Below are 15,053 nucleotides of genomic sequence, written 5' to 3' on the forward strand. Positions count from 1 at the left end.
CTGTTCGACGGGCCTTTTATGACACTTGGCGATGGTCTATACCAGCGACGCAGCGAAAAATCGATTGGGTAGACACCGTTTTGGCTCACTTTTCGACGTCGACAGATTGGCGAAAGCCGCCGCCCGCCGGAAGCGACCGGACGGACATTGCGCAAACGCGAAAACCACGCGGCTGATCCGACGCAAAAAGACGGACGGCCATCGCTTCGTTCTTCTACTCTCTCAACCCATCACTCAGGCAATTTTACGACCAAAGGAATTCTATACCGTGGACTATATCTCAACGCGGGGAGAAGCCCCTGCCCTTGGCTTCTGCGACGCCCTTCTGGCCGGCCTTGCTCGTGATGGCGGGCTCTATGTCCCCCGGCAATGGCCGACCCTGACGAAGAAAGAGATTCGCGCCTTCCGCGGCAAGAGCTATCAGGAGGTCGCCTTCGCGGTGCTGTCGCCCTTCACCAACGGCGAAATTCCCGATGACATCTTCCGGGGCATGATCGACGAAGCCTATGCCACCTTCCGGCACCCGGCCGTGGCCCCGCTGGTGCAGACCGGGCCGAACAGCTTCGTCATGGAGCTGTTCCACGGCACGACGCTCGCCTTCAAGGATGTCGCCATGCAGCTGCTCGCGCGGCTGATGGACTATGCGCTGGAAAAGCGCGGGCAAAGGGCGACCATCGTCGGCGCGACCTCGGGCGATACGGGCGGCGCTGCGATCGACGCCTTTGCCGGACGCGATCGCACGGACATCTTCATCCTCTTCCCCAACGGCAAGGTCTCGCCGGTGCAGCAGCGGCAAATGACGACCTCGACGGCCGCCAATGTGCATGCGCTCGCAATCAACGGCAATTTCGACGATTGCCAGAACCTCGTTAAAGCCATGTTCAACGACACGACCTTCCGCGACGGTGTCAGGCTATCCGGCGTCAATTCGATCAACTGGGCGCGCATCATGGCGCAGGTGGTCTATTACTTCACCACCGCCGTCGCGCTCGGCGGGCCGGACCGGAAGATTTCCTTCACCGTTCCCACCGGTAATTTCGGCGATATTTTCGCCGGCTACGTCGCCAAGCGCATGGGCCTGCCGATCGACCGGCTGGTGATCGCCACCAATGAGAACGACATCCTCGCCCGCATGCTGAAGACCGGTCGCTACGAAATGCGCGCCGTCAAGGCGACCACGGCGCCCTCGATGGACATTCAGATCTCCTCCAATTTCGAACGTCTGCTGTTCGAGGCATATGGCCGTGATGCGTCGAAGGTGCGCGCCGCGATGGAAAGCCTGAAACAATCGAACGGTTTCTCGATCGGCGAAGACGCGCTGAAGGCGATCAAAAAAGACTTCCGCGCCGGCCGCGCCAGCGAAAAGCAGGTGGCCGCGACGATCCGCAAAACGCTCGGCGACACCGGCTATCTCATCGATCCGCACACAGCGATCGGCGTCTTCGTGGCGGAAAAGAATGAGAAACCAACGAGTCCCATGGTGACGCTTGCAACCGCGCACCCGGCAAAATTCCCCGCCGCAGTAAAATCGGCATGTGGTATTGACCCGGCGCTTCCGACGTGGCTTGCTGGACTGATGAACAGGGAGGAGCGTTTCGATGTCCTCGATCCGGAGCTGAAAGCCGTAGAAACTTTCATCGGCAAGCATACCCGGGCCGGGGAATGACAAACGCAGAAAGACAGGCGATGACAGTGGAGTGCACCCGGCTTGCGTCTGGGTTGACAGTAGCGACCCAAACGATGCCACATCTGGAAAGCGTGGCGCTCGGCGTTTGGATCAAATCGGGTTCGCGTAATGAAACCGAGGCGGAGCACGGCATCGCCCATCTGCTCGAACACATGGCGTTCAAGGGCACGGCCCGCCGCTCCGCGCGGCAGATCGCCGAGGAAATCGAGAATGTCGGCGGCGAAGTCAACGCCGCCACCTCTACCGAAACGACCTCCTATTACGCCCGCGTGCTACGGGACGACGTGCCGCTCGCCGTCGATATCCTTGCCGATATCCTGACCGAGTCCGCCTTCGACGAAGAGGAACTGGCCCGCGAAAAGCAGGTCATCCTGCAGGAGATCAACGCGGCCAACGACACGCCCGACGACGTGGTCTTCGACAAGTTTTCCGAAGTCGCCTATCGCGGCCAGACGCTCGGACGCGCCATCCTTGGCACGCCGGAGACCGTCGTCTCCTTCTCGCCCGCACAGATTCGCGGCTATCTCGACCGCAACTACACGACCGACCGCATGTTCGTGGTGGCCGCCGGTGCCGTGGACCACGACAGCTTCGTGCGCCAGGTCGAAGAGCGCTTTTCCAGCCTGCCGACCAAGCCGTCGGCGCCGCCCGTCATCGAGCCGGCCCGCTATATCGGCGGCAACATCCGCGAGACGCGCGACCTGATGGACGCGCAGATCCTGCTCGGCTTTGAGGGCCGAGCCTATCACACACGCGACTTCTACTGTTCGCAGATCCTCGCCAATGTGCTTGGCGGCGGCATGTCCTCGCGGCTGTTCCAGGAAGTGCGCGAGCTCCGCGGCCTCTGCTATTCCGTCTATGCCTTCCATTGGGGCTTTTCCGACACCGGCATCTTCGGCATCCATGCCGCAACCGGCGGCGAGAACCTGCCGGAACTGGTGCCTGTTATCGTCGATGAACTGCACAAAGCCTCCCACAAGATCGAGCAGCAGGAAATCGAGCGCGCCCGCGCCCAGATCCGCGCGCAGTTGCTGATGGGTCAGGAAAGTCCGGCAGCACGCGCCGGCCAGGTTGCCCGGCAGATGATGCTCTATGGCCGCCCGATCCCGAACCAGGAGATGCAGGAGCGGCTGCAGGGCATCACCATCGAACGCCTGACGGACCTTGCCGGCCGCCTGTTCTTCGATACTGTGCCGACGCTATCGGCAATCGGACCGCTGGAGCAGCTGGCGCCGATGGAAGACATCGTCACGTCGCTGTCTTCATCGACCCCCGCCTCCAAAAGCGCAAGCGGCTAAAACCCGCTTCGCGCGCCGATCGGATCAATTCTCGGGGGAGTGTTGGGCGGAATGCAAAAATCGGTCTTTCGGTTTCTGTCACGTCATCCGGACGCGGTTGAACTTGAAGACGCGACCTATGTGCTGCGCCTGCCGCGTTATTCCGATTTTAACCAATGGCACAGGCTGAGAGCCGAGAGCCGCCGTTTTCTGGAGCCCTGGGAGCCGACCTGGCGCCATGATGAGCTGACGGAAGGTGCTTATCGGGCCAGAGTCATCCGGGGAAAACAGGAATATAGCTCCGGCCAGGCCATTCCGCTTTTCGTTTTCCTCAAGGAAAACAATACATTGCTTGGCGGCATCACAATCGGCTATATTCGCCGGGGCGCCGCGCAAAGCTGCATGATCGGATATTGGATGGGCGAACGGCATTCCGGTCAGGGCCATATGTTCGCCGCACTTCGGTTGGTTATACCCTATATCTTTTCCGGACTTGAGTTGCACCGTATTGAAGCAGCCTGTATTCCGGATAACGAGCGTAGCATACGGCTTTTAGAAAAGGCCGGTTTCCAACGGGAAGGTCATTTGCGCGGTTATCTTAAAATCAACGGTCAGTGGCGTGATCACGTGATGTTTTCCCGGTTGGTGTCCGACACCGACTTGAACGGAAACTCCAACAAGCGATGACCACCGCGCTCAAGCCATCCCTGCCGGTGACGAAATGGCCGTCCGCGATCCTCGCGGCCCTTGCGGCTACTATTCTGTTTTTCCTGGCCGGCATGGCGCAGGCAGCCGAGCCTGTGAAGATTTCGCGCGACGACACCGCGCTGGATCTCACCGCGACGACGGAGATCTACACCAACCAGGGCGAGGCCTTTCAGGTCTCCACCGCCGCCGGCGCCGACGGTATTCGTCGCCGAATCGAGGTACGTTCCTCCTCGCCCAATCATCAGGGCGACTGGGCCGTCTTCGCGCTCGCCAATGTCTCGGAAGAGCAGCTTGAGCGTGTCATCGTCGCCCCCCACTTCCGCCTGGTGAATTCGAAGATGTTCTGGCCGGACCTCGGCTCGCAGCGTATCGTCGCGATCACCCCGAGCGAAGGCTTTGCGCTGGACCGGCAGCCGAGCGACGAGGCCGATGTCTTCCGCATCACGCTAAACCCGGGCGCTGTCGTCACCTTCGTCGCCGAGCTTTCCTCGCCGAACCTGCCGCAGCTCTATCTCTGGGAGCCGAACGCCTACAAGGATACGGTCAACGCTTTCACACTCTATCGCGGCATCGTGCTCGGCATTGCCGGCCTGCTGGCGGTGTTCCTGACCATTCTCTTCGTCGTCAAGGGCACCTCGATGCTGCCGGCGACGGCCGCACTCGCCTGGGCGGTGCTCGGCTATATCTGCGTCGACTTCGGCTTCCTCGGCAAGCTCATCAGCATTACCTCCAGCGATCAGCGAATATGGCGCGCCTGTGCGGAGGTGGCGCTCGCGTCGAGCCTGGTGATCTTCCTGTTCACCTATCTGAACCTCAATCGCTGGCATGCCCATCTCGGCTACGTGACGCTCGCCTGGATTCTCGGTCTCGCCTTGCTCTTCGGTGTGGCGATCTACGATCCGTCGATCGCGTCGGGCATTGCGCGCCTGTCGCTGGCGCTGACAGCGACGGCGGGCCTGCTGCTGATCATCTATCTCGGCTTCAGCCGTTACGACCGCGCCATTCTGTTGGTGCCCGCCTGGGCTCTGATCCTGGTCTGGCTGTTCGGCGGCTGGATGACGATCACCGGCAAGCTCGACAACGACATCATCCAGCCGGCGCTCGGCGGCGGCCTAGTGCTCATCGTGCTCCTGATTGGCTTCACGGTGATGCAGCATGCCTTTGCCGGCGGCGCCTTCCAGCAGGGCCTGTTCTCCGATCTCGAGCGACAATCACTTGCGCTGACCGGCTCCGGCGACACCGTCTGGGACTGGGACGTGGCGCGCGACCGCGTCGTGACGACCCCGGATATTTCGACGAAGCTCGGCCTGTCGCCCGGCACCATGCATGGCGCGGCGCGCAACTGGCTTCCAAGGCTGCATCCCGACGATCGCGACCGTTTCCGTGCGACGCTCGACGTGCTTCTCGAACACCGCCGCGGCCGGCTGAACCATGAATTCCGCATTCGCGCCGAAGACGGGCATTTCCATTGGCTGTCGATTCGCGCCCGGCCGGTGCTCGGCTCGAATGGCGAGATCATCCGCTGCGTCGGCACCATCGTTGATGTCACCGAGCAGAAGAATTCGATCGAGCGGCTGCTGCACGATGCGCTGCACGACAATCTGACAGGCTTGCCGAACCGCCAGGTCTTCCTCGACCGCCTGCAGGCCGTTCTCACTTTGGCGCCGGAAGGCAATCAGCTTCGCCCGACGGTGATGGTGATCGACATCGACCGCTATAAGCTGGTCAACGATACGCTCGGCGTTGCGGCGGGCGACAATATCCTGATTGCGCTGACCCGGCGCCTGCGCCGCCTGATGAAGCCGCAGGATACGCTGGCGCGGCTCTCCGGCGACCAGTTCGGCCTGATTCTGGTGTCCGAGCGCGATCCGGCCAAGGTTGCCGATTTCGCCGATGCGATCAGCAAGGCAATCATGGTGCCGATCAATTTCGCCAATCGCGAGATCATTCTGACGGCATCGATCGGCCTGACATCCTGGGTCGACCAGCAGGAAAACGCCTCCGGCCTGTTGAGCGACGCGGAGCTTGCCATGTACCGCGCCAAGCGCGCCGGCGGCAATCGCGTCGAGCCCTTCCAGCCCGCCTTCCGCAGCTTCGGCACCGACCGCCTGCAGCTTGAAACGGACCTGCGCCGCGCCGTCGAGCGCAAGGAACTGTCGCTGGTCTATCAGCCGATTGTTCGACTGGAAGACGCCGAGGTCGCAGGTTTCGAAGCACTGATGCGTTGGGAACATCCAAAGCGCGGCAATATTCCGCCGTCCGAATTCATCCCGATCGCCGAAGCCTCCGATATTATCGGCCCGCTCGGCATGTTTGCGCTGGAGCAAGCGACAAACGACCTGATGGCCTGGCAGCGCCAGACGGGCGACCTGCCGCTCTTCGTCTCCATCAATCTGTCCAGCGTGCAGCTCCTCAACAACGAGCTCTACGACGATATCCGTGCCCTGCTCGCCAAGACCCATTGCGAGCCGCACCGCATCAAGCTCGAATTGACGGAATCGCAGGTGATGGAAAACCCGGAACAGGCCCGCCTCGTGCTCGGCAAGCTGCGGGACGCCGGCATCGGCCTGGCGCTCGACGATTTCGGCACCGGCTATTCCTCCCTCTCCTACCTCACCCGCTTCCCCTTCGACACGATCAAGCTCGACAAGACGATGGTCTGCGACGAAAGCGACAAGAAGGCCATACTTCTACGCTCCGTCATCTCCATGGCGCGCGAACTCAACATGGGCGTCGTCGCCGAAGGCATCGAATCGGAAGAGGATGCGCTCGAACTCGCCAAGATGGGCTGCGCCTACGGCCAGAGCTTCATCTTCGGACCGCCGATGGGCACGGACTCGGTGTTGCGGTTGCTCAAGGAACGCTTTCCGCTGACGAAGCGGGCTTGATCTATTGTTCACCTCTCCCTCAAGGGGAGGGTGAAAATTACGCCCCGCCAATCACTTGCCGAATATATTCCAGCTTCGCCACCACTGGCGGCGACAGGATGAAGGGGTAGGCGTCCGGCTGGCCCATGCTGCGCTGGATGGCGTTGATGGCGACGCTTAAGGGGATCCAGGCGCTGACCAGCTGTGCGGCGCTTTCGGCCCTATAGGGGTTGAAATCTACCTCGGCCGCCATCTCGTGATAGCCGAAGGGATCAACTGCCAGGCCGAAGGAGCGGGCGGTCTCCAGCGTATCGACGATGTGGAGATAGTGCGCGAAACATTCGGCGAAATCTTCCCAGGGGTGGGCGCTGGCATAGGCGCTGATGAAATTGTCCTGCCAGTTCGGTGGTGGGCCGTTGTCGTAATGCTGCTGCAGGGCCACGCCGTAATCCGCCCGCTCGTCGCCGAAGACAGCGCGGAAGGTATCGAACTGGTTGCGGTCGCGGATCAGCTTGTTCCAGATGAAATGGCCGGTCTCGTGGCGGAAATGGCCGAGCAGCGTGCGGTAAGGCTCGTTCATCGAGGCGCGCGCCTGTTCGCGCGTCACATCGTCGGCCTCGGCGGCGCGGATGGCAATCAGCCCTTCCTCATGGCCGGTCCTGGCCGGCACGACATAGCCAGCCTGCACCTTATCCTCAAGGAAGTCGAAGACCAGCCCGCCCCGCGGATCCTGCTTACGATCGGGATGCGGCAGGTTCCAGCGCAACAACGAATAGAACAGATGCCGCTCCGCCTGGCCGATCCGCCGCCAACGGTCCACGCCCTGTTGCGTATCGGTGTTCGGTACCAAACGGTTATGCCGGCAGGCCAGGCAGAAAGGTTCCGGATCCGCCGCATCCACCAGCCAGTTGCAAATATCAAGCTCGGCATTAGCACAGAAACGCACGGTGCGGTCCGGCGCGGCGACCACGCGCCAGTTCTGTCCATCGCCGGCCTCGAGCGCGTAGATCGCAAGAAGCTCCGGGACAAAACCGAGCTGATGGCCGCAGCGTATGCACTGCCTGTTATCGAAATGCACCGGCTGGCCGCAATGGTCACAAGCAAATAGCCGCATGGAAAATCCCCGCAATTAAGCCATGACGGACATAAAAGAGCCTGCCGCAACGTCGTGACAGGCTCTTTGCTTTGCCGCATATGCAGCAGTCTAACAAATAGCGCGGCGATTCATAAGCTAATGCTTAATCGCCAGCGAAATCACATCCGGTCAACCGCGCCCTTGACCTTATCCTTAGCCTTGCCAACGGTCGACTGCACCTTGCCCTTGGTTTCCTGGGCTGCCCCTTCGGCGCGCATCCGCTTGTTATCCGTAGCCTTGCCGACGGCCTGCTTGGCCTTGCCGGCGACTTCGTTGACCTTGCCGGAAATCTTGTCGCTCATGCTACCCATGTCGAGTACCTCCTCATTCGGCGCCGGCGGGTTGCCGGTGCTGTCAGAAGGAAACGTCACGGGCAGTGTTTCGTTCCGCGCGGATAGATTACGCGTGCCCCGCATGCGGCGACAGCATGGCGGCGTTGATGCCCATCAGAGCCAGAGCACGCTCATATTTGTCGTCAAGGCTGCGGTCGAAAATCAGCTCTTCATTGGCTGGGCAGTTCAGCCAACCATTGCTGCCGATCTCCGCCTCTAGCTGACCAGCGCCCCAGCCGGCATAGCCGAGCAGCATGGTGGCCCGCTTTGGCCCGCTTCCCCTGGAAATGGCGCGCACGATATCCAGCGTCGCCGTCAGGCTGATGTCGTCACTGACAGGGATGCTGCCGTCGCTCAGATAGTCGTCGGAATGCAGGACGAAGCCCCGGCCGCTTTCGACCGGCCCGCCGGTCTGGATCGGGAAATCCCGCGCGACCGGTGGCAGGACGATGGCATCGTCGTCCTTGATCATATCCAGGTGCAGCAGCACATCGGTAAAGGTCAGGTTCTGTGCGCGGTTGATGACGAAACCCATGGCGCCGGCATCGGAATGAGCACAGATATAGATCACCGTACGGTTGAAATTCCGGTCTTCCATGCCGGGCATGGCAATCAGGAACTGGCCGTCGAGCAAACCTCTTTCGCGTCTATTCTTCAACGTCGATAGGGACATCGTGCCTCCTGACTGCAGTCCGTAACTGCGCCCCGGAGAAGAAAGATGGGGCAATGTCATAAATCAATCAACTGAAAATGATCATTTCTTTTTCCGGCAGTTCTGGCACAGCAAGACACCATCCGGTAAACCCTTGCTCCATGTTGGAAAAACTCTCTTTCGCTGGCCTGTTGAGAATGCCGACGGGCGTGCTCGCGGCGGTAATGCTGGCCTCTTCCCCGGTCCATGCGGCCATGAGTGATTGGGCGGATAATCAGGGCGGCCGTATGCGGCTAGTAGCGCTGGCACCGGACGCCCAAGGTCATATCCGCGCTGCGTTGCAGATCGAGCCGGCGCCCGGCTGGATCACCTACTGGCGCGAGCCCGGCGAGAGTGGAATTCCACCGCAGGTCAGTCCGGTACCGGACAGTGGCGTGACGCTTACGAAGATGGGGTTTCCCGTGCCCAAGCCGATCACCGTCGGCGCGATCCAGGAGGTCGGCTATGACGCGCCGGTGACATTGCCGCTGGATTTCCGTGTCGAGGGCAAACAACCGGCGAAGCTTGAGCTTACGGCCTTCATCGGCCTCTGCAAGGATATCTGCATTCCATTCCAGGCCGCGCTTTCGCTACCGCTGTCGGCCGCCGCTCAGTCAGCCCCACATGAACAGGCCTTGCTCGACGCCGCCGACGCGGCGCTGCCGCAACCCCCCGCCCCGGACTTTGTCGTCGAAAGCCATAGTCTTTCGGCCGATGCGAAGACGCTGTCGCTGCGCCTGACGCTGCCGGAGGCCACCGGAGAGGCGCCACTGATCTATGTGACCGGACCAGTCGGTTACGTGTTTTTCAAACAGGTAACCGGCAAGCGCGACGGCAAGACCTTTGCCACCGATATCGCCATCGGCAAGCTGCCGAAAAATTACGACATCAAGGGCAAGAGCTGGGGCATTCTCGTCATCGACGGCGAGCGTGCCATGGAAACCACGCTTGCGTTCGAATAGGCCGGATCTATAGTTCCGCCCAATCCTTTTCACACAAGGGAACGGCCCAGCCGCCCTCAATCGCGACCCAAGGAGAGAGCCATGACCATCGCTATCGGCGACAAGCTGCCTGCCGCCACCTTCAAGGAAAAGACCGCTGACGGCCCGGTGGAGATCACCACCGAGCAGCTTTTCGCCGGCAAGCGCGTCGTGCTGTTCGCCGTTCCCGGCGCCTTCACGCCCACCTGCTCGCTGAACCACCTGCCGGGCTACCTGGAAAACCGCGACGCCATCCTCGCCAAGGGTGTCGACGACATCGCCGTGATCTCCGTCAATGACTGGCATGTCATGGGCGCCTGGGCGCAATCCTCCGGTGGTCTCGGCAAGATCCACTTCCTCGCCGACTGGGACGGCTCGTTTGCCAAGGCCGTCGGCCTCGACATCGACCTCTCCGCCGGCGGCCTCGGGGTTCGCTCCAAGCGCTATTCCATGCTGGTGGAAGACGGCGTGGTGAAGACGCTCAACATCGAGGAAAGCCCCGGCCAGGCCACGGTTTCGGCGGCAGCTGCGATGATCGAGCAGCTTTGAGATCTAGATAAAGTAGCGAACCACGGGGCCAACCCTCGTGGTTCGAGGCCCCGCTGCCTTTCCTTCGCTGCGGCCGCAGTGCACCTCACCATGAGGGTCGGGGCGAATGCGCAGAGGTGGCGACCATTCGACACGCCGGCCTTGCAGCACCCCCTAACTTTTGATCCTGTCAAACACTCAATCCACACCCCGCCTCTTTTTCGCCGCATTCCCTCGGCTACTACACGTAACGTTATTACATTAAGAGAACACGCATGCCCTTCAGCAATGATCCCTTCGCCGCCTCCCTGATCGGGCGTTCCGTGTTGACGCGTCTGATTTTTGTCGCGGTCGGCATTGCGGTGCTCTGGGCGGCCATCGGCTGGGCGGTGGCCTTGGCATGAGCGCTCTGATCCGCCTCGACAACCTCACTGTCACCTATGAGCGCCATCCGGCCGTGCATCATGTCTCCGGCGCGTTCCAGGCCGGCAGCCTGACGGCGATTGCCGGGCCGAACGGAGCGGGCAAGTCGACGCTTCTGAAGGCGATCATCGGCGAACTCCGGGTCGCCGAGGGCTCGATCGATCGCGGCCAGCTGACGCGCAACGATTTCGGCTATTTGCCGCAGGCGGCCGATATCAACCGCCGCTTTCCGATCTCGGTTGCCGATACGATCATGCTCGGTGCCTGGAAGAATTCCGGCGCCTTCGGCCGTTTTTCGCGCGAGGATGCCGAGCGGGCGCGCGATGCGTTGGCGGCCGTTGGCCTTTCCGGCTTCGAGCGCCGGCATATCGGCTCGCTCTCGGCCGGGCAGTTCCAGCGTGTGCTGTTTGCCCGGCTGCTGCTGCAGGACGCCCGCGTCATCCTGCTCGATGAACCCTTTACCGCCATCGACCAGCGCACGACGCGCGATCTGCTCGATATCGTGCTGCGATGGCATGGCGACGGACGTACCGTAATCGCCGTGCTGCATGACTTCGATCAGGTGCGGGCGCATTTCCCCGAGACGCTGCTGATTGCGCGCGAGCTGGTCGGCTGGGGCCGGACACAGGATGTGATGAGCCCCGCCAACCTCATCAAAGCGCGAGCCATGGCCGAAAGCTGGGACGAGAATGCCGAACACTGCTCACCCGAGCCGGATCATGCCAGCCATCAACTGGCGAAGCGGGAGCCGGCCGAATGACGGCCTATGATATCTTCCTCGCGCCTTTTGTCGATTACGGCTTCATGCGGCGCGCGCTCATCGCCTGTCTTTGCCTTGGCCTTGGCTCTGGCCCGATCGGTGTCTTCCTGATGCTGCGGCGCATGAGCCTGATGGGCGACGCCATGAGCCATGCCGTGCTGCCGGGGGCGGCGATCGGTTATCTGATTGCCGGCTCGCTGTCGCTGACGGCCATGGGGCTTGGCGGGCTGGTGGCGGGGCTCTCGGTGGCGCTGCTTTCCGGGCTCGTCAGCCGCATGACAGTGCTGCAGGAGGATGCGAGCTTCGCCAGCTTCTACCTGACCTCGCTGGCGCTCGGCGTGCTGATCGTCTCGCTGCGCGGCTCCAATATCGATCTGCTGCATGTGCTGTTCGGCACGATCCTCGCCATCGACGCCCCTGCCCTCTACCAGATCGGCGCGATCACCACGGTGACGCTGCTGATGCTCGCGGTCATCTACCGGCCACTGGTGATGGAGTGCTTCGATCCCGGGTTCCTGCGCGCCGTCGGCGGGCGCGGGCCGGTCTATCATTTCCTCTTCCTGCTGCTCGTCGTGCTCAATCTCGTCGCCAGCTTCCAGGCGCTCGGCACGCTGATGGCCGTGGGGTTGATGATGTTGCCGGCGGCGATTGCGCAGCTCTGGTCACGCAGCCTGCCGGCGATGATGGCGATCGCGACGGTAACGGCGGCAGCTTCGGGCTATATCGGCCTCATCGCCTCCTACCATCTCGAATTCGCCTCCGGCCCGACGATCATCATCACGGCGAGCATCATCTACGGCTTTTCCATTCTCTTCGCACCCTCGGGCATCGCCCGCCGGTTCATCCCCCGTCCCCATCTCAGGGGCTAATCTTCATCAAGGAGACATTCATGAGCAAACACAGACTGCTTCTCTCCACTGCGGCGGCGGCCTTCGTCGCCTTCGGTGTTGCGGCCCCGGCATCCGCAGAGACGCTGAACGTCGTCGCTTCCTTCACCGTGCTTGCCGACGTCGTCAAGCAGGTCGGCGGCGACCATGTGAAGGTGTCGAGCCTCGTCGGCCCGAACGGCGACCCCCACGAATTCGAGCCCTCGCCGGCCGACGCCAAGAAGCTGAACGCCGCGAAGGTCACCTTCGTCAGCGGCGAGGGCCTGGAAGGCTGGATGGACCGGCTGATCAGCGCCTCGGGCTACAAGGGCACGCCGGTCGTCGCCTCCGAAGGCATCGACACCCGCACCATGGTCGACGACGGCAAGACGGTCACCGATCCGCATGTGTGGAACAGCCCGGTCAACGTGAAGATCTGGGTCGCCAATATCGAAAAGGCGCTATCCGCCGCCGATCCGGCCGACGCCGCCGACTTCAAGGCCAATGCCGAGCGCTACACCAAGGTGCTGACCGAGCTTGACGCCTATGCCCACGGCAAGTTCGACAAGATCGCGGACGACCGCCGCAAGGTGCTGACCAGCCACGACGCTTTCGGCTATTTCGGCCGCGAATATAAGGTCAGCTTCCTCGCCCCGCTCGGCTTTTCGACGGAAACAGAAGCCTCGGCCGCCAAGGTCGCCCAGTTGATCGAGCAGATCAAAACCGAGCATGTGAAGACCTATTTCTTCGAAAACTCCAACGATCCGCGCCTGGTCAGCCAAGTCGCCAAGGCCACCGGCGCCGCGCCCGGCGGCGAGCTCTATGTCGAAGCCCTCTCCAAGGCCAATGGCCCGGCTCCGACATATGAAAAAATGTTCCGTTATAACGTTGATCAGCTCGCCGCCGCGATGGCGAAATCGAGCTGAGAGGGCCGGGCAGAGATATGGCCGCAGGCACCCGCCTGCGGCCTTTTTTTATTTAAAGATTGAGATCGAAGACCAGCAGCCCGGCAAGCCCGCCATCGGTCGACGAGACGATGCGCTCGCCAACGGCGACATGCTCCGGATGCACCAGATAGGCATCCCGCGCCTCGACACTTTCAAACGTCACCGCAAACCCATCGACAAAGCCGCCATGCAGCCCCTCCGGCGAGACATTCGGCCCGTATTTGATATCGACGATGCCGGGAATGACCTGCTGCAACGCGGCCACGGATTCGAAAAGCGCCTTCTTCTCATCCTGTGTCGTGGCGGATTTCAGCCGCAGGAAAACGCAATGCAGGATCATGGATACAGCCTCCCTGGATGTTGGGGGCAGCATAGAGGGAAAGGGGGATGGGGCAAGGTGGGGTGGTGATGTTTGGGCTTTTTCGGAGGCACGGTGGCTTTTGGTCTATGGCCGACGCCTCGATGATCTGATGCACTAACTCCAACAGGTGCCAGCTATCACACTTAACGTTGCCAGACTGCACCTTGCCCCCAACGAGCGCTTGAGCGAAGTTCTCATCCGAAGCCTTGAAGAACTGGTATTAAACTGAGGGCAAAGATGGAACTTGAGAACTCAACCGCTCATTGGTCTTCGAAAGGGATTCGGGATTCGGCTAATCTGAATGCCACCATATGGCTTTCAGATTCTGACGGCCGGTATCAGCTTGTATTGTCCAGCAACATTGGGACAGCTAACCAAGCAAGAAATATTACTGCTAACATTCATCCTGACGACTTCACTGCAATCGCAATACTGATGTTTCAAGCTGACCGGGAAGCCATGTTGCAGGCGTTTGCGAAAGCAATCATTACCTTCCCGTAGTCCGAAACGACTTCCTAATATACTGGGCCAGTGCTCCGCGAATTTGCTAGAGGTTTGCACCCTCGTACTCTCTCGAGAAAACTATGCTTGCGCGCTCGACCACCATAAGAAGCGTCAAGAAGAAAGTTCTGAACAGAATTTCTGTGTTTCCACTAGATTATGATTTAACGAACTGAGTCACCCTCTTGTATCGACAGAAATAATGAAGTGATACTTACGGCTCAATCTAGGAAATGTGGGCCACATGTCTGTTCTGGATGTTCCTCTCCGAAAAGTGCTGCAGTTGTTCTATGCACCACCCCCGCTACGGCGATCAATTTTGAAAAAGGATATTCATCTTGATCGCAAGAAGGACGCCGGCGGCAACCGAAGTCAACGTGGAGATTTCCATGTGCCTTTTTGGTCAGATGTGAAGAAGCACATCTCCGGTGATGGTGATCTAGCACGGCTAACCGATGACCGCATAAAGTCAAACAGAAGCTTCAAGCGACTGTACCCGCTACTGAAAGACGGTGTTCTCGAACTGCTCAGTGCAAAGTTGCGTTGGTCAAACGAGCCGATTGAGATCATCCCCCAAAGCGTGCACGGCAGCCTACGAATTGAAGATTTTGGCGGCACAATCCGAATACGAGGTGCCCTACACGCACGAGTCAGGGGCGAATACACCCGTGTTGTGTATCCTTACTTTAGCGAGGAACCTGCCCTCTCCGAGGAGGGTGGACGATTGGGCCTGTGGGTGATGCAAAATGCGCTCATAAAACTTGAAGCGGATGACATGCGTATCATCGACCCACTTCGCAAGACCTTCTTTTCCCCGCAAACCACACCGTTGCAGGGCGATGAAGAGACGGTGTTTCGTGAAAGGTACCGATCACTGATCGACGAATGGGAGCGCTTGAAACGCGAGTAAGATAGGTGTGGGTTACCGAAACATTTAAAGCCTTCTACCGTTCTTCAGCACATCGAGAAACGTCCGCTTTTCGGATATGT

General features: G+C 60.6%; 16 protein-coding genes. 12 read left to right on the plus strand and 4 right to left on the minus strand.

The window, feature by feature from the left end:
* The first annotated feature begins 268 nt into the window (after positions 1 to 268).
* The 4 genes from thrC to AC1RO0_RS28075 are packed head-to-tail and all read left to right on the plus strand — an operon-like array spanning position 269 to position 6,560.
* Positions 269 to 1,666: a threonine synthase gene (gene thrC, locus AC1RO0_RS28060; RefSeq protein ID WP_498595836.1), complete on the plus strand. Its 1,398-nt coding sequence runs from the start codon at positions 269 to 271 to the stop codon at positions 1,664 to 1,666.
* A 20-nt stretch (positions 1,667 to 1,686) separates the two neighbouring features.
* Positions 1,687 to 2,985 carry a M16 family metallopeptidase gene (locus AC1RO0_RS28065; protein WP_498595867.1) on the plus strand — a complete coding sequence of 433 codons (1,299 nt, stop codon included), beginning with the start codon at positions 1,687 to 1,689 and terminating at the stop codon, positions 2,983 to 2,985.
* A gap of 51 nt (positions 2,986 to 3,036) precedes the next feature.
* Complete coding sequence (locus tag AC1RO0_RS28070) at positions 3,037 to 3,651, plus strand: GNAT family N-acetyltransferase (protein WP_498595837.1); 615 nt, start codon at positions 3,037 to 3,039, stop codon at positions 3,649 to 3,651.
* Positions 3,648 to 6,560: an EAL domain-containing protein gene (locus tag AC1RO0_RS28075; protein ID WP_498595838.1), complete on the plus strand. Its 2,913-nt coding sequence runs from the start codon at positions 3,648 to 3,650 to the stop codon at positions 6,558 to 6,560. Before AC1RO0_RS28070 ends, AC1RO0_RS28075 begins: the two co-directional genes overlap by 4 nt.
* A 37-nt stretch (positions 6,561 to 6,597) precedes the next feature.
* Here the strand turns inward: AC1RO0_RS28075 and AC1RO0_RS28080 are convergent, their stop codons facing one another.
* The 3 genes from AC1RO0_RS28080 to AC1RO0_RS28090 all read right to left on the minus strand — a co-directional run bounded on the left by AC1RO0_RS28080 (position 6,598) and on the right by AC1RO0_RS28090 (position 8,679).
* Positions 6,598 to 7,653 carry a zinc-binding metallopeptidase family protein gene (locus AC1RO0_RS28080; RefSeq protein ID WP_498595839.1) on the minus strand — a complete coding sequence of 352 codons (1,056 nt, stop codon included), beginning with the start codon at positions 7,651 to 7,653 and terminating at the stop codon, positions 6,598 to 6,600.
* A gap of 140 nt (positions 7,654 to 7,793) precedes the next feature.
* Entirely contained in the window at positions 7,794 to 7,985 is a 192-nt protein-coding gene (locus AC1RO0_RS28085; RefSeq protein WP_153366431.1) for a CsbD family protein, read from the minus strand.
* Between the two features lie 88 nt (positions 7,986 to 8,073).
* Complete coding sequence (locus tag AC1RO0_RS28090) at positions 8,074 to 8,679, minus strand: YqgE/AlgH family protein (protein ID WP_007693879.1); 606 nt, start codon at positions 8,677 to 8,679, stop codon at positions 8,074 to 8,076.
* A gap of 140 nt (positions 8,680 to 8,819) precedes the next feature.
* Between AC1RO0_RS28090 and AC1RO0_RS28095 the strand changes: the two genes are divergently transcribed.
* The 6 genes from AC1RO0_RS28095 (at position 8,820) to AC1RO0_RS28120 (ending at position 13,180) form a co-directional block, all read left to right on the plus strand.
* The gene (locus AC1RO0_RS28095; protein ID WP_498595840.1) at positions 8,820 to 9,659 is read left to right on the plus strand and encodes a protein-disulfide reductase DsbD domain-containing protein; all 840 of its coding nucleotides are present in this window, start codon (positions 8,820 to 8,822) and stop codon (positions 9,657 to 9,659) included.
* Positions 9,660 to 9,740: 81 nt separating this feature from the next.
* Positions 9,741 to 10,226: a peroxiredoxin gene (locus AC1RO0_RS28100; RefSeq protein WP_498595841.1), complete on the plus strand. Its 486-nt coding sequence runs from the start codon at positions 9,741 to 9,743 to the stop codon at positions 10,224 to 10,226.
* Positions 10,227 to 10,480: 254 nt separating this feature from the next.
* On the plus strand, positions 10,481 to 10,609 hold the full coding sequence (locus tag AC1RO0_RS28105) for a hypothetical protein (protein ID WP_436026975.1): 129 nt from the start codon (positions 10,481 to 10,483) through the stop codon (positions 10,607 to 10,609).
* Positions 10,606 to 11,388: a metal ABC transporter ATP-binding protein gene (locus AC1RO0_RS28110; RefSeq protein WP_498595842.1), complete on the plus strand. Its 783-nt coding sequence runs from the start codon at positions 10,606 to 10,608 to the stop codon at positions 11,386 to 11,388. The genes AC1RO0_RS28105 and AC1RO0_RS28110 overlap by 4 nt, the downstream gene beginning before the upstream one ends.
* Entirely contained in the window at positions 11,385 to 12,257 is an 873-nt protein-coding gene (locus AC1RO0_RS28115; protein WP_498595843.1) for a metal ABC transporter permease, read from the plus strand. The genes AC1RO0_RS28110 and AC1RO0_RS28115 overlap by 4 nt, the downstream gene beginning before the upstream one ends.
* A gap of 20 nt (positions 12,258 to 12,277) precedes the next feature.
* On the plus strand, positions 12,278 to 13,180 hold the full coding sequence (locus tag AC1RO0_RS28120) for a metal ABC transporter solute-binding protein, Zn/Mn family (protein WP_498595844.1): 903 nt from the start codon (positions 12,278 to 12,280) through the stop codon (positions 13,178 to 13,180).
* A gap of 52 nt (positions 13,181 to 13,232) precedes the next feature.
* Here AC1RO0_RS28120 and AC1RO0_RS28125 read toward each other — a convergent pair whose 3' ends face one another.
* Positions 13,233 to 13,541 (minus strand): Dabb family protein, encoded by a 309-nt coding sequence (locus AC1RO0_RS28125; RefSeq protein WP_498595845.1) that lies wholly within the window; start codon positions 13,539 to 13,541, stop codon positions 13,233 to 13,235.
* Positions 13,542 to 13,799: 258 nt separating this feature from the next.
* Here AC1RO0_RS28125 and AC1RO0_RS28130 point away from each other — a divergent pair, with 258 nt between their 5' ends.
* Both AC1RO0_RS28130 and AC1RO0_RS28135 read left to right on the plus strand, forming a co-directional pair.
* Entirely contained in the window at positions 13,800 to 14,063 is a 264-nt protein-coding gene (locus tag AC1RO0_RS28130; RefSeq protein ID WP_498595846.1) for a hypothetical protein, read from the plus strand.
* Positions 14,064 to 14,307: 244 nt separating this feature from the next.
* The gene (locus AC1RO0_RS28135; RefSeq protein ID WP_498595847.1) at positions 14,308 to 14,973 is read left to right on the plus strand and encodes a hypothetical protein; all 666 of its coding nucleotides are present in this window, start codon (positions 14,308 to 14,310) and stop codon (positions 14,971 to 14,973) included.
* Positions 14,974 to 15,053 lie beyond the last annotated feature (80 nt).

This window comes from Rhizobium sp. GW821-FHT14E12 (assembly GCF_058803745.1).